Annotated in this window: 23 protein-coding genes; 19 read left to right on the top strand and 4 right to left on the bottom strand. The window is 63.5% G+C overall.

Annotated features, from left to right (window positions below; translation table 11 throughout):
* Positions 1-147 precede the first annotated feature (147 nt).
* Positions 148-1,521: a M28 family peptidase gene (locus LC060_RS14535; protein WP_226636790.1), complete on the top strand. Its 1,374-nt coding sequence runs from the start codon at positions 148-150 to the stop codon at positions 1,519-1,521.
* A 48-nt stretch (positions 1,522-1,569) separates the two neighbouring features.
* Here LC060_RS14535 and LC060_RS14530 read toward each other — a convergent pair whose 3' ends face one another.
* Positions 1,570-2,448, bottom strand: coding sequence for an HpcH/HpaI aldolase/citrate lyase family protein (locus tag LC060_RS14530; RefSeq protein WP_226636788.1), 879 nt, complete (start codon positions 2,446-2,448; stop codon positions 1,570-1,572).
* 389 nt (positions 2,449-2,837) lie between these two features.
* On the opposite strand from LC060_RS14530, the gene LC060_RS14525 reads away from it, so the two are divergent.
* From LC060_RS14525 to LC060_RS14510, 4 genes are all read left to right on the top strand, one after another.
* Positions 2,838-3,377 carry a peroxiredoxin gene (locus LC060_RS14525; RefSeq protein ID WP_226636786.1) on the top strand — a complete coding sequence of 180 codons (540 nt, stop codon included), beginning with the start codon at positions 2,838-2,840 and terminating at the stop codon, positions 3,375-3,377.
* A 185-nt stretch (positions 3,378-3,562) separates the two neighbouring features.
* Positions 3,563-4,690 carry a peptide chain release factor 2 gene (gene prfB / locus LC060_RS14520; RefSeq protein WP_226636785.1) on the top strand — a complete coding sequence of 376 codons (1,128 nt, stop codon included), beginning with the start codon at positions 3,563-3,565 and terminating at the stop codon, positions 4,688-4,690.
* Between the two features lie 143 nt (positions 4,691-4,833).
* The gene (locus LC060_RS14515; RefSeq protein ID WP_226636783.1) at positions 4,834-5,586 is read left to right on the top strand and encodes a class I SAM-dependent methyltransferase; all 753 of its coding nucleotides are present in this window, start codon (positions 4,834-4,836) and stop codon (positions 5,584-5,586) included.
* 106 nt (positions 5,587-5,692) lie between these two features.
* Positions 5,693-7,099: an NAD(P)H-dependent flavin oxidoreductase gene (locus tag LC060_RS14510; protein ID WP_226636782.1), complete on the top strand. Its 1,407-nt coding sequence runs from the start codon at positions 5,693-5,695 to the stop codon at positions 7,097-7,099.
* Positions 7,100-7,158: 59 nt separating this feature from the next.
* Here LC060_RS14510 and LC060_RS14505 read toward each other — a convergent pair whose 3' ends face one another.
* Together LC060_RS14505 and LC060_RS14500 are read right to left on the bottom strand one after the other, a co-directional pair.
* Positions 7,159-8,487 (bottom strand): ammonium transporter, encoded by a 1,329-nt coding sequence (locus LC060_RS14505; protein WP_226636774.1) that lies wholly within the window; start codon positions 8,485-8,487, stop codon positions 7,159-7,161.
* A gap of 93 nt (positions 8,488-8,580) precedes the next feature.
* Complete coding sequence (locus LC060_RS14500) at positions 8,581-9,597, bottom strand: 2-hydroxyacid dehydrogenase (RefSeq protein ID WP_226636772.1); 1,017 nt, start codon at positions 9,595-9,597, stop codon at positions 8,581-8,583.
* Positions 9,598-9,679: 82 nt separating this feature from the next.
* Here LC060_RS14500 and LC060_RS14495 point away from each other — a divergent pair, with 82 nt between their 5' ends.
* A complete protein-coding gene (locus LC060_RS14495) occupies positions 9,680-10,156 on the top strand; it encodes an SH3 domain-containing protein (RefSeq protein ID WP_226636771.1) in 477 nt (158 codons plus the stop codon).
* Positions 10,157-10,238: 82 nt separating this feature from the next.
* Here LC060_RS14495 and LC060_RS14490 read toward each other — a convergent pair whose 3' ends face one another.
* Entirely contained in the window at positions 10,239-11,432 is a 1,194-nt protein-coding gene (locus tag LC060_RS14490) for an acetyl-CoA C-acyltransferase (protein ID WP_226636769.1), read from the bottom strand.
* Positions 11,433-11,936: 504 nt separating this feature from the next.
* On the opposite strand from LC060_RS14490, the gene ndhC reads away from it, so the two are divergent.
* From ndhC to nuoK, 13 genes are read left to right on the top strand one after another with little or no spacing between them, the layout of a single operon-like run.
* A complete protein-coding gene (gene ndhC / locus LC060_RS14485) occupies positions 11,937-12,311 on the top strand; it encodes an NADH-quinone oxidoreductase subunit A (RefSeq protein WP_039393231.1) in 375 nt (124 codons plus the stop codon).
* On the top strand, positions 12,302-12,871 hold the full coding sequence (locus LC060_RS14480; RefSeq protein WP_413465128.1) for a NuoB/complex I 20 kDa subunit family protein: 570 nt from the start codon (positions 12,302-12,304) through the stop codon (positions 12,869-12,871). Before ndhC ends, LC060_RS14480 begins: the two co-directional genes overlap by 10 nt.
* 13 nt (positions 12,872-12,884) lie before the next feature.
* Entirely contained in the window at positions 12,885-13,634 is a 750-nt protein-coding gene (locus tag LC060_RS14475) for an NADH-quinone oxidoreductase subunit C (protein ID WP_226636767.1), read from the top strand.
* On the top strand, positions 13,631-14,842 hold the full coding sequence (locus tag LC060_RS14470; protein ID WP_226636766.1) for an NADH-quinone oxidoreductase subunit D: 1,212 nt from the start codon (positions 13,631-13,633) through the stop codon (positions 14,840-14,842). Before LC060_RS14475 ends, LC060_RS14470 begins: the two co-directional genes overlap by 4 nt.
* Complete coding sequence (locus tag LC060_RS14465) at positions 14,839-15,189, top strand: nuclear transport factor 2 family protein (protein ID WP_226636764.1); 351 nt, start codon at positions 14,839-14,841, stop codon at positions 15,187-15,189. The genes LC060_RS14470 and LC060_RS14465 overlap by 4 nt, the downstream gene beginning before the upstream one ends.
* Positions 15,186-15,386, top strand: coding sequence for a hypothetical protein (locus tag LC060_RS14460; RefSeq protein ID WP_039393239.1), 201 nt, complete (start codon positions 15,186-15,188; stop codon positions 15,384-15,386). The genes LC060_RS14465 and LC060_RS14460 overlap by 4 nt, the downstream gene beginning before the upstream one ends.
* The gene (gene nuoE / locus LC060_RS14455; protein WP_226636762.1) at positions 15,379-16,047 is read left to right on the top strand and encodes an NADH-quinone oxidoreductase subunit NuoE; all 669 of its coding nucleotides are present in this window, start codon (positions 15,379-15,381) and stop codon (positions 16,045-16,047) included. The genes LC060_RS14460 and nuoE overlap by 8 nt, the downstream gene beginning before the upstream one ends.
* Positions 16,048-16,050: 3 nt before the next feature.
* On the top strand, positions 16,051-17,352 hold the full coding sequence (gene nuoF / locus LC060_RS14450; RefSeq protein WP_226636760.1) for an NADH-quinone oxidoreductase subunit NuoF: 1,302 nt from the start codon (positions 16,051-16,053) through the stop codon (positions 17,350-17,352).
* A complete protein-coding gene (gene nuoG / locus LC060_RS14445) occupies positions 17,352-19,370 on the top strand; it encodes an NADH-quinone oxidoreductase subunit NuoG (protein ID WP_226636758.1) in 2,019 nt (672 codons plus the stop codon). The genes nuoF and nuoG overlap by 1 nt, the downstream gene beginning before the upstream one ends.
* On the top strand, positions 19,367-20,410 hold the full coding sequence (nuoH, locus tag LC060_RS14440) for an NADH-quinone oxidoreductase subunit NuoH (protein ID WP_039393247.1): 1,044 nt from the start codon (positions 19,367-19,369) through the stop codon (positions 20,408-20,410). The genes nuoG and nuoH overlap by 4 nt, the downstream gene beginning before the upstream one ends.
* Complete coding sequence (nuoI, locus tag LC060_RS14435; RefSeq protein ID WP_039393248.1) at positions 20,410-20,895, top strand: NADH-quinone oxidoreductase subunit NuoI; 486 nt, start codon at positions 20,410-20,412, stop codon at positions 20,893-20,895. Before nuoH ends, nuoI begins: the two co-directional genes overlap by 1 nt.
* Positions 20,896-20,910: 15 nt before the next feature.
* Positions 20,911-21,528 (top strand): NADH-quinone oxidoreductase subunit J, encoded by a 618-nt coding sequence (locus tag LC060_RS14430; RefSeq protein WP_226636755.1) that lies wholly within the window; start codon positions 20,911-20,913, stop codon positions 21,526-21,528.
* Entirely contained in the window at positions 21,525-21,830 is a 306-nt protein-coding gene (gene nuoK / locus LC060_RS14425) for an NADH-quinone oxidoreductase subunit NuoK (RefSeq protein ID WP_039393252.1), read from the top strand. The genes LC060_RS14430 and nuoK overlap by 4 nt, the downstream gene beginning before the upstream one ends.
* Position 21,831 lies beyond the last annotated feature (1 nt).

Here is a 21,831-nt window from a genome sequence, read left to right as displayed (position 1 = left end):
CTTGGCCTTGGCCCTTACAGAGCCCGTCCCCGGCCTGCAAGCGGCCCGATGCGTCGGAAGGGTCCGGCAAGGCATGGATGCGGATAGCTTGCGCGCCAGGGCGTTTCGTTGCTTGGCAGGCGCGTATGGGCGCGATACCTTCGTGCTATGATACGCAAGATTCCTTCAACCGCGCTCGGCGCGGTGCTCACCGCCGTTGCCCTTTACGCCTCTCCCCTTGCCGCCAAGCCCGTCGAGGGCGAAGGGGTCGCCTGGGAAATCACCGAGGGACTGACTACCGAGGTCGGCCCGCGCATGGCAGGCTCCCAAGCCGAGGACCGTGCCCGCGACTGGGGCAAGGCCAAGCTCGAGGCGCTGGGCTTCCAGAATGTGCGGATCGAGGAATTTGCGACCACGACCTGGCAGCGCGGGTCTGAGGCGGCGCGCCTGACCGCGCCCTATCCGCAGCCCCTTGCCATCACCGCGCTGGGCTTCTCGGTGCCCACGCCCGAGGGCGGTCTGACCGCACCGCTGGTCTATTTTCCGACGCTCGAGGCACTGGAGGCGGCCCCGGACGGATCGCTTAAGGGCAAGATCGCCTTTGTCGACCATGCCATGCGCCGTGCGCAGGATGGTTCGGGTTACGGCCCTTATGGCAACGTGCGCCGGGCCGGGCCGGCAATGGCGTCCGAGCGCGGGGCTCTTGCTATCGTCATCCGTTCGGCGGGCACCGACAGCCATCGGAATCCGCACACCGGCGTGACCGCCTTTGGAAAGGCAAACCCGATCCCGGCGGGGGCGGTGTCGAACCCCGACGCGGACCTGATCGCGCGGATTGCAGGCGGCGGCAAGCCGATGGAGATCGCTCTTCGTCTTGAAGGCAGGCCGCTGGAGAAGGCGACCTCGGGCAACGTGATCGCGGATCTGCCGGGGCGTAATCCCAGCCTGCCGATGATCCTGGTGGGCTGCCACCTCGATTCCTGGGACCTTGGCACCGGGGCCATCGACGATGCTTCGGGCTGCGGGATCGTGGCCGCGGCGGCACTCGCCGCGCAGGACGGTGGTCAGGCGCTGCGCACGATCCGCGTGCTGTGGGCGGGCGATGAAGAGCAGGGCATCTACTACAGCGGCGGTGACCATTACATGAAGCTGCACGCAAACGAGCCGCATGCGCTCGCCATGGAAAGCGATTTCGGTGCGGACCGGGTCTGGCAGGTCAAGACCCGCTTTGCGGCGGCCAACAGCGATCTTGCCGACAAGGTGAATGGTGCCGTCCTTCCGCTCGGTATCGTGCCGCACGAGGGCGCGGCGCACGGCGGCACCGACATTGGCCCGATCATCGCCGAGCAGGAACTGGCCGTGGTCGATCTTGGCCAGGATGGCACGCACTACTTCGACCTGCACCACACGCCCGATGACACGCTCGACAAGGTCGATCCGGCCGCGCTTCAGCAGAATGTCGAGGCGTGGACCGCGGTTCTGAAGATCGTCGCGAATGAGCCCGGGGCGATCAGCCCGGTGCCTGTGCACGACGAACCCTGAGGCAAAGCCGGTCGCAGCGCATCTGAATACGCTGCGACCGGCCAGGCATTAGCCCATCGCGGCGATCTGCTGCGCGACAGCCAGCAGCTGGCGGGCCTGTTCGAGGTGGAGCAGTTCGGTCATCTTTCCCTCGACGCGGATGGCGCCCTTCCCAGCGTTCTCGGGAAGGTCGAAGGCTGCGATCACGGCTTCGGCCCAGGCCAGCTCCTCGGCGCTCGGGCTGAACATGGTGTTGCAGGGCTCTACCTGAGCGGGGTGGATCAGGCTCTTGCCGTCGAAGCCGAAGTCCAGACCCTGGCGTGCCTCGGCTTCGAATATGTCGAGGTCGCGGAACTCGTTGCACACCCCGTCGAGAATGGTGAGGCCGTGAAGTCGCGCGGCGGCTACCGCCTGCGCCATGAAGGGCAGGAACGGTGTGCGCTCGGGCGTCAGGCGGGCACGCATTTCCTTGGCAAGGTCATTTGTGCCCATGATCCAGAGCGAGAGGCGCGTGGTTGCGGCCATCGCCGCAAGCGGTTCCAGATTGAGAACCGCGCCGCAGGTCTCGATCATGGCCCACAGCTGCATCGCCTCGGGAGCGGTCTCGAGCGCTTCCTCGTAGCGGCCGATGTCGAGCGGGGTGGAGACCTTGGGGACGAGAACCGCGTCCGCCTTCGATCCGGCAAGCGCGGCAAGGTCGTCGACGCCCCATTCGGTGTCGATCCCGTTCACGCGCACGGCAACCTCGCGCGCGCCGAAACCACCTTCTTCCAGCGCCGCAAGAGCCGCCTCGCGGGCATCCGCTTTGGCTTCGGGGGCAACGGCATCCTCAAGGTCGAGCACGACCACGTCGCAGGGCAGGGTGCGCGCCTTGGCAATGGCCCTGGCGTTCGAGGCCGGCAGGTAGAGGGCGCTGCGGCGCGGACGGATCGGGGCGTTTGCGGACATCAGAGGCTCTCCTTGTATCGGTCTCGTCCTTGGGGTGCGGGTGCGTTCGGGTCAAGCGGCCGCACGTGGCATCTTTGCGCGCAGGGCAAAAGTCCTGGGTCCCTAGCGGCCCCAATCTCCACCCAAAGTGCTAGTGCAATCGTTTCCAAGCGCGGCTAGTAAGAATGGCAAGCGGGGTCGCATCCTCCAGGACCGCGCTGAGACTAAAAACACCCTCGTGCCGGGCCTCTCTCACTCTCTCTCCTGTTCGGCACGGGAAAACTCCAAGGGTCGCCCCACCGCCCCGTTCACCCCGCCAACGTGCAAGGTGAACGGGGCGTTTCTCTTTGCGGGGAAGGTTCCTGGCGAGCAGGCTGGACAGCGCGACGCGGGCGCGCCAGAGTATCGCCATGCGCAAGATCATCCTCCCGCTCGCCGCTCTCGGGCTTTCCGTCCTCTCCGTGTCGGCGCAGGCCGCTCTTCCTGTCGGGGCCAAGGCGCCGGCGTTCGTGACCAAGGGTGCGAAAGCCGGCAAGGAGACGACGTTTGATCTGTCCGCAGCGCTGCGCAAGGGGCCGGTAGTCCTGTACTTCTATCCCAAGGCGTTCACGCAAGGGTGCACCCTGGAGGCGCACGCCTTTGCCGAAGCGACCCCCGAATTCGCCAAGCTGGGCGCGACGGTCGTGGGCATGTCGGGCGATGACTTGCCCACGCTCAAGAAGTTCTCGACCGAGGAATGCCGCGACAAGTTTGCCGTCGCCATCGCCTCGCCCAAGGTCATCAAGGACTACGACGTCGCCCTCAAGGTCGAGGGCCTTCCCGATGGCCTGACCCAGCGCGTCAGCTACGTGATCGGGCAGGACGGCAAGGTCGTCATGGTGCATTCCGACCGCGACTACCGCGACCACGTCAAGCTGACGATGGCGGCGGTAAAGAAGCTCGCCCGCTAATCCTCTGTAGGCCTGTCTCGCCGCGATGATACGCAGGCGAGGGGGAATTGCAGGCGAGGGGCTTGAACACCACGCCGGTCCGCGGATATGGGGCAGCCTTTCCGGCTCGTCTCGTCGCGGGCGGCTTTGCATTCTGCGCGGCGCCCGCTAGGGCGAGCGCGCAATCTGATTTGGAGTATCGCGCCATGCGTGCCGAGGGGCAGGCCCACATTGACCGTATCGAAAAGGCGCTCGCTCTCGTGCGCAAGTCGCTCGACTGGGAGCGCGCGCTGCGGCGATTCGATGAGCTGAACGCGCGCGTCGAGGACCCCACGCTTTGGGATAACCCCAAGGAGGCCGAGGCGGTCATGCGCGAGCGTCGACGCCTTGAGGCCTCGATCGGTGCGGTCAACGAGATCACCGCGGAAATGAACGATGCGGTCGAGTTCGTGGAACTGGGCGAGATGGAAGGCGATGACGAAACCATCGCCGAGGGTCTTGCAACCCTGTCGGAACTGGCTGCGCGCGCCGACCGCGACAAGATCCAGGCCCTGCTCTCGGGCGAAGCCGATGCCAACGACACCTACCTCGAAGTCCATGCCGGTGCCGGTGGGACCGAGAGTCAGGACTGGGCGCAGATGCTGCAGCGCATGTACACCCGCTGGGGGGAGCGCAAAGGCTTCAAGGTTGAGCTCGTCGAATACCACGCGGGCGAAGCGGCGGGCATCAAGAGCTGCACGCTTCTGCTCAAGGGCGAGAACGCGTACGGCTGGGCCAAGACCGAAAGCGGCGTTCATCGCCTCGTGCGCATCAGCCCCTATGACAGCTCGGCGCGCCGTCACACCAGCTTCTCCTCGGTCTGGGTTTACCCGGTGATCGACGACAGCTTCGAGATCGATATCAACCCGGCCGATCTCAAGATCGACACCTACCGCGCTTCGGGCGCGGGCGGACAGCACGTCAACACGACGGACTCGGCCGTGCGTATCACCCACCAGCCCTCGGGCATCGTCGTGGCGAGCCAGATCGACCGTTCGCAGCACAAGAACCGCGAAATCGCGATGGGCATGCTCAAGTCGCGTCTCTTCGAGGAAGAAATGCGCAAGCGCGAGGAAGCCGCCAGCGCCGAGCACGCGAGCAAGAGCGACATCGGCTGGGGCCACCAGATCCGCTCCTACGTTCTGCAGCCTTACCAGCAGGTCAAGGACCTGCGCACGGGCGTCGTCTCGACGGCGCCGGACGACGTTCTCGATGGCGAACTCGATCCCTTCATGGCCGCCGCGCTTTCGCAGCGCGTGACCGGCGAGAAGGTCGAGATCGAAGACGTCGACTGAGATCGACGCGCGAGAAAGGGATGCCAGCGCGAGGTGTGGGGCGGACCGGGAGGTCGGCCTCCTTTCAGGGCTTTGCCAAGCCGAAGCGAACGCGGTACACCAGCGCGATGCTGCGTTCCTCGCGTAAGTTTCGGCCTCGCCCGATGCGGTCCTCCAAGGCCAGCCTGATCTCCTCTGGACTGCTGCTGTGCGCAGTGTCGGCGCTGGCTGCCTGCACGCCGAGCGAAGCCGATGCGGATCGTCCGGCCACCTCGCGCGATTTCCCGGTGCCCGACCGTCCGATCTCTCCGGGGGGCTCGACGGCCTTTTCCAACGAAGTCCAGCGCGACAGCGTCAACGAAGCGAAAGTCGTGATGGACCTTGCCCGGATTTCCGAGGGCATGACGGTCGCCGACATCGGTGCGGGCGATGGTTACTACACGGTGCGTCTGGCGCAGCGGGTGGGTTCTACCGGACGGGTCCTGGCTGGCGATATCGACCCCGAAGTCATCCAGAAGCTGGGCCTTCGCGTGGAGCGTGAAAGGCTGGAGAATGTCTCCATCAAGCTGGGGACACCCGACGATCCACGCTTGCCGGAAAACAGTTTCGACCGCATCTTCCTGGTTCACATGTACCATGAGGTGAGCGAGCCCTATGCCTTCCTGTGGCGCCTGCGACCGGCGCTGCGTGAAGGGGGTAAGGTCATCGTCGTGGACGTCGATCGCTCGACAGGTGAACATGGTATGCCGCCGGAACTTCTCTTCTGCGAATTTGCAGCGGTAGGCTTCCGTTTGAGCCAATTTGTCCGTAAGCCTGAGCTTCAGGGCTACTACGCGCAGTTCGAAGCTTCCGGAGGACGACCGGGACCGGAGGCGATCGTGCCGTGCCGTATGTCCAGTGAGGCGGACACGGAATAGCTCTGTATCAGGGTTCAGGCAGGAAAATTCCATTCACGGGCGTTGAATGGTTACGCCGACTTCCTAAGTCGGAGTTTGACGCCGAGGGGGAAAGATAAGAGTTACGATGGGTTTCAAGGGTTTAAAGCCGATTAATTATGGTGGACGTGAAGTCTGGCCGCTGATTGAAGGCGGTAAGGGCGTCTCGGCCACCAACCATATGAGTTCGGGTGCCTGGGCGGCAGCGGGCGGCATCGGCACGGTTAGTGCCGTCAACGCCGACAGCTACGACGCCGAGGGCAAGATCGTTCCGCAGGTCTACAATGCACTGACCCGCAAGGAGCGCCACGAGGAACTGATCCGCTATGCCATCGATGGCGGCGTCGAGCAGGTCCAGCGGGCGTACGAGATTTCCAACGGCCAGGGCGCGATCAATATCAACGTCCTTTGGGAAATGGGCGGTGCACAGCAGGTTCTCGAGGGTATCCTCGAAAAGACGCCGGGTCTCGTGACTGGCGTGACCTGCGGGGCGGGCATGCCGTATCGCCTGTCCGAGATCGCGGCGCGTTACAACGTCAACTATCTTCCCATCGTCAGCTCGGGCCGTGCCTTCCGCGCGCTCTGGAAGCGTGCGTACCACAAGGTCGCGGACCTGATGGCTGCCGTGGTCTATGAGGATCCCTGGCTCGCTGGTGGGCACAACGGCCTTTCGAACGCGGAAGATCCGCTCAAGCCGGAAGATCCCTATCCGCGTGTCAAGGCGCTGCGCGACGTGATGCGCAAGGAAGGTATTTCCGACGATGTGCCGATCGTGATGGCGGGCGGCGTATGGTACCTGCGCGACTGGGAAAACTGGATTGACAATCCTGAACTGGGCAGCATCGCCTTCCAGTACGGCACACGTCCTCTGCTGACCACGGAAAGCCCGATCCCGCAGGCCTGGAAGGACGCACTGCGCGACCTCGATCCGGGCGATGTCCTGCTGCATCGTTTCTCGCCGACCGGTTTCTATTCCTCGGCCGTGCGCAATCCGTTCCTGCGCTCGCTTGAAGCGCGTTCGGAGCGCCAGATCCCGTACTCGAAGGTCGAGGCCGGTGAGCATACCGTGCGTCTCGATGTCGGTGTGAAGGGCAAGAACTTCTGGGTCGCGCCCAAGGATCTCGACCGTGCCCGCGGCTGGGCGCAGGAAGGGTTCACCGACGGTCTGCGCACACCCGACGATACCATCGTTTTCGTGGCTCCGGGCGAGCGCGATGAGATCCGCAAGGATCAGGCCGATTGCATGGGCTGCCTCTCGCACTGCGGTTTCTCGTCGTGGAAGGATCACGACGATTACACCACGGGCCGCCTGGCTGATCCGCGCAGCTTCTGCATTCAGAAGACGCTTCAGGACATCGCCCACGGCGGACCGGTGGAAGAGAACCTGATGTTTGCAGGCCATGCCGCCTACAACTTCAAGCGTGATCCCTTCTACTCGAACGGGTTCACACCGAGTGTGAAGGAACTGGTGGATCGGATCCTGACCGGCGACTGATCGGTTCGAGATATCTGTAAAAAAGCCCTGCAAGATGTAGATCTTGCAGGGCTTTTTTATCAGAATCCCTCTGGTGTCCCGACGTCGAGGCCCTGTTCGATGCGCTCTTGCGACGGGCGCATTGGCCGAATTAGGGAAACCATGGTGGCCAGAACGAGCGTGGCCCCTGCAACCCAGACCGTGGCTATTGCGAGCGTCGCGGTCTGTCCGATCAACTGATCCATAAGGCTAGTGTCGGAGGGGAGTCCTGTGCCTCCCAGCGCAGGCTGGATGAAGGGCACGACAAGCAGGCTGCCGCAGGCTCCGCCCCCTGCGAACACGCTGGCGAGCATGCCGGCATCCCCCAGACGGGTCCTGGCTTGCAGTGTCCGGGCAAGCCCGTAGCTGACCGTCGTTCCAATCGCGCCGATCGCAATGGCTCCTCCGGGCGATACGTAGCCGGCCGCAGGCGCAATGCAGGCGAGGCCACAAAGAATGCCGCGAGCCAGTGAAAGCGGCCCTGGCGGACGGTTCGTGGCACGTCCCAGAAGCAGCCAGGTCATCGCCCCCGCGGCGGCCCCGAGCAGGGTTGCCAGCATTGCTGCTGCGGCATCGTCGTTGCCGGTGAGCGCCTGCCCACCACTTGCCGCGACACGCCCGACGAGGAAAAGTGCCGCTCCGAGCAGGACGAGCAGAATGCCAAGCGGCGACATCGGGGAGGGGACTGGCTCGCGCTCTGCACCCACGAGCGCGAGGACGAGTCCGCTCACGCCGGCGGCGAGGCCGATCACGATGCCTCCGTTCCAGTCCATCGGGAAGAATTTCTCCGAGATCCATCCTCCACCCCAGATTGCGTGGGCCAGCGGAGCATAGGCGACCAGGGACCACAGGGGCGCAAAAACCATGAACCAGCCCGTATTCATGCGGCCGGATCGGAACGCGGCCAGGATCGCGACCGGCAGAAGGGCCGAGGTTGACTGAAAGAGGGCAAAGCCGCTCTCGGGGACGCTTGAACCTGCGCGCAGATTGCCGAGTTCGCGCAGCATCCATGCGTTTCCCGCGCCAAGCCAGCCCCCTGTTGTATGGCCGAAGGCAAGTGTGTAGCCCGCGACCGCCCAGGCAAGCGCGCTGGCGAGTACCGCGGCCATGCCCTGGTACAAAGTCGTGATCTGGTTGCGCCCGCGCGCCTGGCCGCAGGCGAAGAGGGCGAAGCCGGGAAGCGTCGCGGCGAGTGCGAGAACGCTCGCGGCCAGAACCCACGCCGTATCGCCCGTGTTGGCGATATCGAGCGCTCCGCTCTGGGCTGAGGCGGGGCCGGCAATGGAGGCAAGGAGGAGGCTGCAGGCCAAAAGGGCGAGGCGGTGTCCGGCCTTTCCTTTCTGTCCGTCTGTGCGTCCCATCCCGTTCATATGTCTAACTCGTGCGTCACCATTGAGGTGTCACTTAGAGCATGGGAACGGTTAACGCCAAGCGCACGCCGATCACGCCGATCACGCCGATGGTCAGTCGATTTCGGGCAAGACCTGGTCGGGCGGGCGATGGCCGTCGACCCAGAAGCGGATATTGGCGATGATCTTGTGACCGGCGGTCTCTCGCCCTTCGAAGGTCGCGCTGCCAAGGTGGGGCAGGGCAACAAGATTGGGCGCCGCAAGAAGTCGGGGGCTCACCTCGGGCTCGTGCGCGAAGACATCCAGGCCAGCGCCCGCGATCCGTTCCTGTTCCAGCGCTTCGACAAGTGCGTCTTCATCGATCAGGCCGCCCCGGCCGGTGTTGATGATGCAGGCGGTGCTCTTCATGCGCGCTAGCTGTTCGGCGTCGACAAGGTGATGCGTCGCGGCGGTTAACGGGCAGTGAAGGCTTACGGCATCGGACGTGGCGAACAGCCGTTCAATCTCGGGCTCGAAGGAAGCCGAGAGCATGTTCTCGAGCGCTTCGGGCAGGCGATGGCGATTGTGGTAGGCGATATTCATGCCAAAGGCGCGCGCGCGGTGGGCTACGGCCTGTCCGATCCGGCCCATGCCGACGATGCCCAGTGTCTTGCGTGACAGGCTGTGGCCCAGCATGCTGGTCGGCCCCCAGCCTTGCCAGGCACCGTCCTGAAGGGTCTGGGCACCGGCCTTGAAGCGCCGCATGGTCAGTATGAGCAGCGCGAATGTCAGATCCGCGGTATCATCAGTGAACACGCCCGGGGTGTTCGTGACGAGAATGCCCCGGGCCCGTGCTGCCGCCAGGTCGATATGTTCGGTTCCTGCTCCGAAATTGGCGATCATGCCAAGGTTGGGGCCCGCCGATTCGATAAGGTCCCGGTCGATCGTGTCGGTCACGGTGGGTACGAGTACGTGGCAATGCGCCATCGCCGCGCGCAGTTCCTCACGCGAAAGGGGAGTGTCGTCCGTGTTGAGATCGGCATCGAACAATTCGCGCATGCGCTCTTCGACCGCAGGGGCGAGGCACCGTGTCACGACGACCGAGGGGCGTGCGGGAAGCGGCGGGCGAGCGGTAATATCGGATGCAGACATGGCGTCTTTAGGCTATCGCGCTGTGCAGTCGCGCGCTCAAGATGTCTTGATGAAGCCGCGTTCCGGGAAGTAAGTCAGAACCATGTTGCGCAAATACTCGATCCTGGCCGCTCTGGCGGCTGCGTGCATCCTTCCTTCGCTCGCGCAGGCCGCGGACGAGGATAAGGTGCCTTACTGGGCGTCCATCGACGTCGATGAAGCGAATATGCGCGTGGGGCCCGGCAACAGCTTTCGTATCGAATGGGTCTACCGGCGCCTGCATCTGCCGGTGAAGGTCATTCGGCGCGAGGGACCCTGGCGCCAGGTGGAAGATCCGGACGGTGCCAGGGGCTGGATGCGCGACCTTTTGCTTTCACGCCAGCGCGGAGCCATCGTGCGCGGCGAGGACGTTATCGAGATGCACGCGGAGCGCGGTGAGGCCGCGCCTGTCCTGTGGCAGGTCGAACCGGGTGTCGTCGGCCTTCTTGGCGATTGCGAGGCGGGGTGGTGTGAACTGGACATCCAGGGGCATCGCGGCTGGGTTCCTGAAAGCAGCCTCTGGGGTGTTGGCACGCCCTGAGGCGCACGCTGGTACGGTAACGAAAAAGCCCCTCAGATGGGAACCATCTGAGGGGCTTTTTCGTAGGCTGGGTTAAGGCAGATCAGGCCAGTTCGACCGCGATCGCAGTGGCTTCACCGCCGCCGATGCACAGCGAGGCAATGCCCTTCTTGAGGCCGCGGCTCTTGAGGGCGTTGATGAGGGTGACGATGATACGCGTGCCCGAAGCGCCGATGGGGTGACCAAGTGCGGTCGCCCCGCCGTTCACGTTCACCTTGTCGTGCGGAATGCCCAGGTCCTTGATCGCGAACATGGCGACGCAGGCAAAGGCTTCGTTGACCTCGAAAAGGTCGACGTCCGAGGCGCTCCATCCCGTTTTTGCAAGCAGCTTCTCGATGGCGCCGACAGGGGCGGTGGTGAAGTCCTTGGGCTCCTGGGCGTGGGCTTCCACAGCAACGACGGTGGCGACCGGCGAAAGGCCCTTCGCCTCGGCAACGCTCTTGCGAGTGAGTACGAGCGCGGCCGCGCCATCCGAGATCGAGCTCGACGAGGCGGCCGTGATCGTGCCGTCCTTGGCGAATGCAGGGCGCAACGTCGGGATCTTGTCGGGCTTGCCCTTGGGCGGCTGCTCGTCCGTTTCGACGATGGTGTCGCCCTTGCGGCTCTTTACCGTCACGGGGACGACTTCATCGGCGAAGGCGCCGGTGGTGATGGCCTCGTTGGCGCGGCGCAACGACTCGATGGAATAATCATCCTGCATCTCGCGCGTGAGCTGGTAGTCGTTGGCTGTAACCTGCGCGAACGAGCCCATCGACGCGCCCTCGTAGGCATCTTCGAGGCCGTCGAGGAACATGTGGTCGTAGATCGTGTCGTGCCCGGCGCGCGCGCCTGAGCGGTGCTTCTTGGAGAGATACGGGGCGTTGGTCATCGACTCCATGCCGCCGGCGATGACAAGATCGATCGAGCCCGAGGCGAGGGCCTCAGCGCCCATGATGACGGTTTGCATGCCCGAGCCGCAGACCTTGTTGACGGTCGTGGCCTGGACCGACTTGGGCAGGCCGGCCTTCAGGGCAGCCTGGCGGGCAGGGGCCTGGCCAAGCCCGGCCGGCAGGACGCAGCCCATGTAGATGCGTTCGACATCCTCGCCCGCGACGCCGGCGCGCTCGACCGCGGCCTTTACGGCAGTAGCCCCGAGCTCGGTGGCGTCGACCCCGGCAAGAGCGCCCTGGAGGCCGCCCATTGGGGTGCGTGCATAGGAAAGAACGACGATGGGATCGGAAGCGGAAATCTGGGTCATGGCGTGGAGCCTTCCTGCCTGAATGCGGATCGCGTCTGCATTCGATAATGCTGCGCTGCGCCATTTTCAACGCCGCTTCTTCCAACAACGCCCGGGTGGTGTCCGTGGTGCGGCGCGGGGAGGGCGGTGACTCCGGCGAGGGAAACAACCCTAATCCGATCTTTCGTATGTCGCATTAAATGCAAATGCCTCGCAATAGCCTTATTGTGCGTGATTTTCAAGAAAAGAGAGGCGAATCGTGCCGCAATTGGCTTGCAAAGAGTTCACCCTGCTGTGCGCACTATTGCAGATTGTTTCCTTCAAGTGACCCGATAAGATCGCTGCGGGCCTAGAGCTCCTGCGGTTTTGCGTCTTTTTGTTGCAGTGCGATGGACGGGAAGGGAATAATCCTGACGGACACCTTGCGGTGTGCGGAGGGACGGCCTAAGGACCCGCTCAACGCCCGGAAACCACACACGGTGCCATAAGCGGCTCTGCCGCCACCCGGTAAGAGGCCAGAGACCATTGACTGATCTGTCGCAATATCTGCCGATATTCATTTTTCTCGCGATCGCGCTCGCCCTGTCCGCGATCATCGTGTTCCTGCCCATGGGCGTGGCGCACCTCACGGGGTCTGCCAAGCCGAATGCGGACAAGCTGAGCGAATACGAGTGCGGTTTCCCCGCATTCGAGGATCCGCGCAGCCAGTTCGACGTGCGCTTCTATCTCGTCGCGATCCTTTTCATCGTGTTCGACCTTGAAGCCGCGTTCCTGTTCCCTTGGGCCGTCTCGCTTGACCTCACCGGCTGGGCCGGTTGGGGCACGATGATGGTGTTCCTTGGTGAACTGGCCATTGGCCTCGCCTATGCATGGAAGAAGGGAGCTCTGGACTGGGAATGAGCACGCTCGTCAACGCATCCGGACAGCCGCTGGCGTCGGGCCAGAGTGGTCAGGTGACCGCCCCCGACCAGGCGTTTTTCAACGATCTCAATCAGGAAGTTTCCGACAAGGGCTTCCTCGTGACCTCGACCGAGGAACTGTTCCAGTGGGCCCGTACCGGTTCGCTGTGGTGGATGACCTTCGGCCTTGCCTGCTGCGCGGTCGAGATGATCCACGTGAACATGCCGCGTTACGACATGGAGCGCTTCGGTGCCGCCCCGCGCGCCTCTCCGCGCCAGTCCGACGTGATGATCGTCGCGGGCACGCTGTGCAACAAGATGGCCCCGGCGCTGCGCAAGGTCTACGACCAGATGTCGGAGCCGAAGTACGTCATCTCGATGGGGTCATGCGCCAACGGCGGCGGATACTACCACTACAGCTATAGTGTCGTGCGTGGCTGTGACCGCATCGTTCCGGTCGACATCTATGTCCCGGGCTGCCCGCCGACCGCCGAGGCACTGCTCTATGGCGTGATGCAGCTGCAGCGCAAGATCCGCCGCGTCGGCACGATCGAGCGTTGAGAGGAAGTCGACCATGACCGTTCTTCACTCCGCTCCCAAATACGCTTCCAACGACGGTGTCGTGGAAGCGCTGAGCGCCGCCCTGGGTTCGATGCTGATCTCCGCCACGGAGCAGCACGGCGAAGTCGTCCTGACTGTCGCGCGCCCGGAAATCGCCAACGCCCTCAAGCTGCTGCGTGACGAACACGAATACCAGCAGATGATGGAGATGGCGGGTGTCGACTACCCCTCGCGCGTCGAGCGCTTCGAGGTGGTCTACATGCTGCTTTCGGTGACCAAGAACCACCGCCTGCTCGTCAAGTGCACGGCCTCGGAAAGCACGCCCGTGCCGACCGTGACCACGCTGTGGCCCAACGCGGGCTGGCTCGAGCGCGAAGTCTTCGACATGTACGGCGTGATCTTCGCTGGCAACAAGGACCTGCGCCGCATCCTCACCGACTACGGTTTCGAGGGGCACCCTTTCCGCAAGGACTTCCCGCTCACGGGCTATGTCGAACTGCGCTACTCCGAAGAGGACAAGCGCGTTGTCTACGAGCCGGTCAAGCTGGCCCAGGACTTCCGCAGCTTCGACTACATGAGCCCCTGGGAAGGTTCCGACTACATCCTCCCCGGTGACGAGAAGGCCGACGCGCCGCCGGTCGCCGAGAAGAAGACGACCGACAGCCCCAAGGATACCGGTGCCGACAAGGACACCGACGCCAAGGCTGCCAAGAAGGAATCTCCGCCGGCGCCCGCCAAGGACGAAAAGGGAGACAAGGCATGAGCATGCAGCTTGAGCAGTCGCCCACGACCGGCGACGAGGTCATCAGCAACTACACGATCAACTTCGGTCCCCAGCACCCGGCGGCCCACGGCGTTCTGCGCATGGTCATGGAGCTGGACGGCGAGATCATCGAGCGTGTCGATCCGCACGTCGGTCTTCTCCACCGCGGCACCGAGAAGCTGATCGAGAACAAGACCTATCTCCAGGCGCTGCCGTATTTCGACCGGCTCGACTACTGCTCGCCGCTGGGGATGGAATACAGCTACGTTCTCGCGGTCGAGAAGATGCTCAACATCGAGGTCCCGCTGCGGGCTCAGTACCTGCGCGTGTTCTTCGCCGAGCTGACGCGTATCTCGAACCACATGATGAACATCGGCAGCCACATCATGGACGTCGGCGCGATGACGCCGAACCTGTGGCTGTTCGAGATCCGTGAGGACTGCCTCAACTTCTTCGAACGCGCCTCGGGTGCCCGCATGCACTCGGCCTGGTTCCGTCCGGGCGGCGTGCACCAGGACGTGCCGCTCAAGCTCCTCGCCGACATCGGTGACTGGCTCGACACGCGCCTGCCCGAGCTGTTCGAGGACGCGATGAGCCTCGTCGTCGACAACCGCATCTTCAAGCAGCGCAATGTCGATATTGCCAAGGTTTCGCGCGAGGACGCGCTGGCCTGGGGTTTCTCGGGTCCGATGATCCGCGGCGCCGGTATCCCGTGGGATATCCGCAAGAGCCAGCCCTACGACGTCTACGACCGCATGGAATTCGATGTTCCGGTCGCCACGGAATCGGACTGTTACGGCCGTTTCATGGTTCGCGTCGAGGAAGTGCGCCAGTCGGCGAAGATCATGAAGCAGTGCCTCGCGCAGATGCCCGAAGGCCCGATCATGACCACCGATCGTAAGGTCGGTCCGCCCAAGCGCGCTGAGATGAAGACTTCGATGGAATCGCTGATCCATCACTTCAAGCTCTACACCGAGGGCTTCCACGTCCCCGCAGGCGAAGTCTACGTCGCGACGGAAAGCCCCAAGGGCGAATTCGGCGTGTACCTGGTCTCGGACGGCTCCAACAAGCCGTACCGCTGCAAGATCCGCCCGACGGCCTTCAGCCACCTCCAGGCGATGGACTTCCTGTGCAAGGGGCACATGCTGCCCGACGCCACGGCCATTCTTGGTGCCCTTGATATCGTGTTCGGAGAGTGTGACCGGTGAGTAAGCTCGAAACAGCCAAGGCGATGATCGCGGCCTACAACGCCAAGGACGCCGATCTCTACGTCTCCTACATGACCGACGACGCCTGCGAGGCAGGTTACCGCGGTGCGGTCGTGCGCGAAGGCAAGGAAGGTACGCGTACCGGCCTTGCCGCCGCCTTCGTCAAGTGGCCCGAGAACCATGCCGAGATCGTCTCAGTCGAGGAAACCGAGAACTTCGTCGTCTTTCGCGAACACGTCACGCGTGGTCCGGCAAGCGATGGGTCCGAACTCGTCGAGCCGTTCGACGTTCTCGCCGTCTACAGCTTCGAGGGCGACAAGTGCAGCCGGGTGGAGTTCATTCGATGAACCTCTCCTCGGTTGAGATGCTGCGCGTCTGGGCAGGGCTTACGGGCCTCTGCCTCGTCGCGTTTTATTTCGGCGTGATGTCGGTGGGCGGGGTTCCCTCGCAGACCGTCGCCATGCTGGCGACCGCCATCGGTGGTTTTGAAATTTTCTTTTTCGGCCAGGAACAGTGGCTGAAGCGCAGGGGTAAGCATGGCTGACCGCTATATCGAACCGGATACGCCGGAAATGCGGGCGCGCTGGGGCAATTTTGCCTGGACGCCCGAAAATGCCGAGAAGTCGAAGGACGTACTCTCGCGGTACCCGGAAGGGCGTCAGCGCTCGGCCGTGATGCCGCTGCTCGACCTCGCCCAGCGCCAGGTCGGCGCCGAAGAGAACACGCAGGGCTGGCTGCCCATCCCGGTGATGGAATACGTGGCGGCCTATCTCGACATGCCGATCATTCGCGTCGTCGAGGTTGCGACCTTCTACACGATGTACAACATCGCACCGATCGGTCGGTTCCACGTCCAGGTCTGCGGCACGACGCCCTGCATGCTGCGTGGGTCGGATGACCTCATCTCCGCCTGCAAGAAGCGCGGGATGAAGGCCGGCCACATTTCGGAAGACGGCCTCTGGTCTTTCACCGAGGTCGAGTGCATGGGTAACTGCGCGTCGGCCCCGATGGTTCAGATCAACGACGACAACTACGAGGATCTCACCGCAGAGCGCCTCGACAAGGTGCTTGATGCACTGGCCGCAGGCGAAACGCCCAAGGCCGGTACGCAGGAGCCCGGTCGTCATACGGTCGAGCCGGTCGGTGGTCCGACCACGCTCAAGGACATGGTCACCGAAAATCACGATTACCGGGGGGAGTGGTAAGTCATGGCACTCGCCGACAAGGATCGCATTTTCACCAACCTCTACGGGTTCCAGCCCTGGAACCTGAAGGAAGCCATGGCGCGCGGCGCCTGGGACGGTACCAAGGATATCCTCGCCAAAGGCAAGGAAGCCATCGTCGAGGAAATGAAGGCTTCGGGTCTTCGTGGCCGCGGCGGCGCAGGCTTCCCGACCGGCCTCAAGTGGTCGTTCATGCCCAAGGAGCCGCCCAAGGACGCAGCCGGCAATCCCAAGCCCAGCTTCCTGGTCATCAACGCGGACGAATCCGAGCCCGGTTCGTGCAAGGACCGCGAGATCATGCGCCACGACCCGCACCTTCTCTTCGAAGGCGCGCTTGTGGCCGGTTTCGCGATGGGGGCGCGGGCGGCCTACATCTACATTCGCGGCGAATACATCCGCGAAGCCGAGGTCCTCTTCGCTGCACGCGAGGAAGCCTACGCGGCGGGCCTGCTCGGTAAGAACGCCTGCGGTTCGGGTTACGACTTCGACGTCTTCGTCCACCGCGGTGCGGGCGCGTACATCTGCGGTGAGGAAACCGCGATGATCGAGAGCCTGGAAGGCAAGAAGGGCCAGCCCCGTCTCAAGCCCCCGTTCCCGGCCGGTGCCGGCCTCTATGGCTGCCCGACCACCGTGAACAACGTGGAATCGATCGCGGTTGCGCCCACCATCATGCGGCGCGGCGCGGCCTGGTTCTCCAGCTTCGGCAACGAGAACAACCGCGGCACCAAGCTGTTCCAGATCTCGGGCCACGTCGACAAGCCTTGCGTCGTGGAAGAGGAGATGTCGATCTCCTTCCGCGAGCTGATCGAGAAGCACTGCGGCGGTATCCGCGGCGGATGGGATAACCTCCTTGCCGTGATCCCGGGTGGTTCGTCGGTTCCGCTGGTGCCCGCCAAGGACATCATCGACTGCCCGATGGACTACGACGGCCTCAAGGCCGTGGGCTCGGGCCTCGGTACCGCGGCGATCATCGTCATGGACAAGTCCACCGACATCGTGCGTGCCATCAGCCGCATCTCGTACTTCTACAAGCACGAGAGCTGCGGTCAGTGCACGCCGTGCCGCGAAGGCACGGGCTGGATGTGGCGCGTCATGGAGCGCCTGCGCACCGGCGACGCGTCGGTCGAAGAAATCGACATGCTGTTCCAGGTGACCAAGCAGGTCGAAGGCCACACCATCTGCGCCCTGGGTGACGCCGCTGCATGGCCGATCCAGGGTCTGATCCGTCATTTCCGCCCCGAGCTGGAACGCCGGATTGCCGAAAACATGCCGGAGGCTGCTGAGTAATGCCCAAGGTCAAAGTAGACGGCGTAGAAATCGAGGTACCGCAGGGCGCAACCGTCCTGCAGGCCTGCGAACTCGCCGGCAAGGAAATCCCGCGCTTCTGCTACCACGAGCGCCTGAGCATCGCCGGCAACTGCCGCATGTGCCTGGTCGAGGTGAAGCCCGGACCGCCCAAGCCGCAGGCCTCCTGCGCGCTGCCCGCCAACGAAGGCCAGGAGATCCGCACGGACTCCGAGATGGTCAAGAAGGCGCGCGAAGGCGTGATGGAGTTCCTCCTCATCAACCACCCGCTCGACTGCCCGATCTGTGACCAGGGCGGCGAGTGCGACCTGCAGGACCAGTCGGTGGCCTATGGCCGTGGCGGTTCGCGCTATGACGAAAGCAAGCGCGCCGTCACCACCAAGAACATGGGCCCGCTCATCAAGACGACGATGACGCGCTGCATCCACTGCACCCGCTGCGTGCGCTTCTCCGAGGAGATCGCCGGTGTGGACGAGATCGGCGCGATCTATCGCGGCGAGAACATGCAGATCACGACCTATCTCGAAAAGGCGGCCAGCCACGAGATGTCGGCCAACGTGATCGACCTGTGCCCGGTCGGTGCGCTGACTTCGCGTCCCTACGCGTTCGAGGCCCGTCCCTGGGAACTCAAGAAGACGATCGGCATCGACGTCTCTGACGCGGTGGGTTCGAACATCCGCATCGACAGCCGTGGCCGCGAAGTGCTTCGCGTGCTTCCGCGCGTCAACGATGACGTCAACGAGGAATGGATCTCGGACAAGGCGCGCTACCAGGTTGATGGCCTGACCAAGCGCCGCCTCGACAAGCCGTTCCTGCGCAAGGACGGCAAGTTGGTTGCGGTGAGCTGGCAGGAAGCCTTCTCGGCCATCGCCTCGCTCAATCCGGGCAACTCGATTGCCGCTGTTGCGGGTGACATGCTCGATTGCGAGACCATGTTCGCGGCCAAGAAGCTCCTCGGCGCGCTCGGTTCGTCGCTTCTGGAAGGTCGTCAGACCGGCATGGACTACGACTGTTCGAGCCTGGCTGCGGTCAACTTCAATACCGGTTTCAACGACATCGAGACCGCTGATGCGATCCTGATCGTGGGCAGCCAGGTCCGTACCGAGGCCCCGCTCGTCAACGTCCGTCTGCGCAAGGCGGTCAAGCGCGGCGCCAAGGTCTTCCTGATCGGTCCGGAGTGGGAAACCACATTCGGTGGCGAGTTCCTCGGCGAAGACCTCTCGGTTCTCAACCAGCTTCCCCAGCACGCGTGGGATGCCCTTTCCGCTGCCAAGCGTCCGGCGATGATCGTCGGCGGGGCAGGGCTTGGCCGTGGTGGCCTCGAAGCATCGCTTTCGATCGCCAGCCAGCTCAAGCTCGTGCGCGAGCTGGAAGACGGTTCGACCTGGAACGGCTTCAACGTCCTGCACCTTTCGGCGGCCCGCATGGGCGGCCTGATGCTGGGCTACGCACAGAAGGGCGGCATCGCTGATCTCGTCGCAGCAGCTCCCAAGGTGCTGCTGGCGCTGGGGGCGGACGAAGTGGACTTCACGAAGTTTGCGAATTCCATGGTCGTCTACATCGGCCACCACGGCGATAAGGGCGCGCACGCGGCCGACGTCATCCTGCCGGCCGCGGCCTACACCGAGAAGAACGGCACCTACGTCAACACGGAAGGTCGCGTTCAGCTTTCGGACAAGGCGGTCTTTGCTCCGGGCGACGCCCGTGAGGACTGGACGATCCTGCGGGCCATGGCCGATGCCTTCGGTGTCTCGGTCGGCTTCGACAACTTCGAGGAACTGCGCGCCGCAATGGCCGCTGAGGTTCCTGCACTTGGCAGCGAAGGTCTGGCCGACTACGGGCATGACCTGCCTGCCGGGGGCGGCTCCGCTTCCGGTGTGATCGCTTATCCGATCAAGGACTTCTATCTGACCAACCCCATCGCGCGCGCCAGCGCGGTGATGCAGCAGTGTTCGGCTGAACTGCTTCACGGGGAAGAGATCGCGGAGGCCGCGGAATGACCGCTTTCTTCCAATCGCTTGGAATGACCTATGACTGGGCGTGGTTTGTCGCGACCATCTGCGGCATTCTTCTCATCGCCCTGCCGCTCATGCTGGCCGTCGCGATGATCATCTACGTCGACCGCAAGATCTGGGCTGCCATGGCGCTTCGCCGTGGCCCCAACGTCGTCGGCCCGTTCGGTCTTCTCCAGTCGTTTGCGGACGGCCTCAAGGTTTTCCTCCAGGAAACCATTGTTCCTTCGGCCGCGAACAAGGGCATCTTCCTCATCGCGCCGGTGGTGACCTTCACCATCGCGCTGATGGCCTGGGCGGTGATCCCGTTCAACTCGGGTGCCATGCTCGCCGACATCAACGTCGGCCTGCTCTACATCCTCGCGATCAGCTCGCTTGGTGTCTACGGCACGATCATGGCGGGTTGGGCTTCGAACTCGAAGTATCCCTTCTTCTCGGCGATGCGCGCATCGGCCCAGATGATCTCGTACGAAGTCTCCATCGGCTTCATCATCATCTGCGTCGTCCTGTGGTCGGGCACGTTCAACATGAACGACATCGTCAAGGCGCAGCAGGGACATGTCTTCGGCATCTTCAACGGCTTCGTGTTCAACCCGCTGCTGTTCCCGATGTGGGTGATGTTCCTCATCTCCTCGCTCGCAGAAACCCAGCGCGCTCCGTTCGACCTTACCGAGGCGGAATCGGAGCTCGTGGCCGGTTACCAGACCGAGTATTCGTCGATGGCGTTTGCCGCCTACTGGCTGGGTGAGTACGCGAACGTCCTCCTGATGTGCGCGCTCAACACCACGCTGTTCTTCGGTGGCTGGCTGCCGCCGCTGGACTGGGCACCGCTGTACCTTGTCCCGGGCTTCATCTGGTTCCTGCTCAAGGTCTTCTTCTTCTTCTTCGTCTTCTCCTGGGTGAAGGCGACCGTCCCGCGCTACCGCTACGACCAGCTGATGCGTCTCGGCTGGAAGGTCTTCCTGCCGGTTTCGCTCCTCTTCGTGGTCCTGGTCTCGGGCTACCTGATGCTGACGAGGTATTCCTGATGAGCGTCGCTCAACTCGTAAAGTCCTTCACGCTCTATGAGTTCGTGAAGGCCCACACCCTGACGCTGAAGTACTTCTTCAAGCCGAAGGCGACGATCAACTACCCCTTCGAGAAGAACCCGCTTTCGCCCCGCTTCCGTGGTGAGCATGCCCTTCGCCGTTATCCCAACGGCGAGGAGCGCTGCATCGCGTGCAAGCTGTGCGAGGCGATCTGTCCGGCACAGGCGATCACGATCGAAGCCGCGCCGCGTGATGACGGTTCGCGCCGCACCACGCGTTACGACATCGACATGACGAAGTGCATCTACTGCGGCTTCTGCCAGGAAGCTTGCCCTGTGGATGCGATCGTCGAGGGGCCGAACTTCGAATACGCGACCGAAACGCGCGAGGAACTGCTCTATGACAAGGCTAAGCTTTTGGCGAACGGCGATAAGTGGGAGCGGGCAATTGCCGCGAACCTTGAAGCCGATGCGCCGTATCGCTAGGGGGCTCGCGGGGTCATGATTCACGTTATTGCCTTCTATCTTTTCGCGGTGATGACCGTTGCCTCGGGCGCGATCACCATCCTTTCGCGCAACCCGGTGCATTCGGTCCTCTGGCTGATCCTGGCGTTCTTCAACGCGGCGGGCCTGATGGTTCTGGTCGGTGCCGAATTCATCGCGATGCTGCTTGTCATCGTTTACGTGGGCGCGGTCGCCGTCCTGTTCCTGTTCGTCGTCATGATGCTCGACATCGACTTCGCCGAACTGCGTGCAGGCTTCGTTCGCTACTTCCCGCTGGGGGCGCTCGTGGCGCTCGTGCTTCTGGCTGAAATCGTTCTCGGGATTGGTGCCTACCGCGCCGGTTCGCTCGAGCTCGGCACGCCGGACGGTACCGCAGCCGTCGCGGAGGATGTCTCCAACACCACCGCGATCGGTGCGCTCCTCTACAGCCGCTACCTGTTCCTCTTCGAGGCAGCCGGTATCATCCTGCTTGTCGCCATGATCGGCGCCATCGTCCTGACCCATCGTCAGCGCGGCGAGGCTCTCGTTCAGAACATCTCCAAGCAGAACGCGCGTCGTCCCGACGAGGCGACCGTCAACGTGAAGCCCGAAGTGGGCAAGGGGGTTACGCTGTGATCGGCGTCGAACACTATGTCGTGGTGAGCTCGATCCTGTTCGTGCTCGGTGTCCTCGGCATTTTCCTCAACCGCAAGAATGTGATCATCGTCCTCATGGCGATCGAACTCATCCTGCTTGCGGTGAACATCAATCTCGTTGCGTTCAGCGCCTTCCTGGGTGATCTGACCGGCCAGATTTTCGCCATGTTCGTTCTGACCGTCGCTGCGGGTGAAGCCGCAGTTGGTCTGGCGATCCTCGTTATCTACTTCCGTGGCCGCGGCACCATTGCCGTCGACGACGTCAACCGGATGAAGGGATAAG

Origin of the sequence: Novosphingobium profundi (genome assembly GCF_020524485.1) — a bacterium.
Lineage (GTDB): Bacteria > Pseudomonadota > Alphaproteobacteria > Sphingomonadales > Sphingomonadaceae > Novosphingobium > Novosphingobium profundi_A.
Note: the sequence above shows the minus strand (reverse complement) of the source record. Positions and strands in the feature narration are given on the sequence as shown.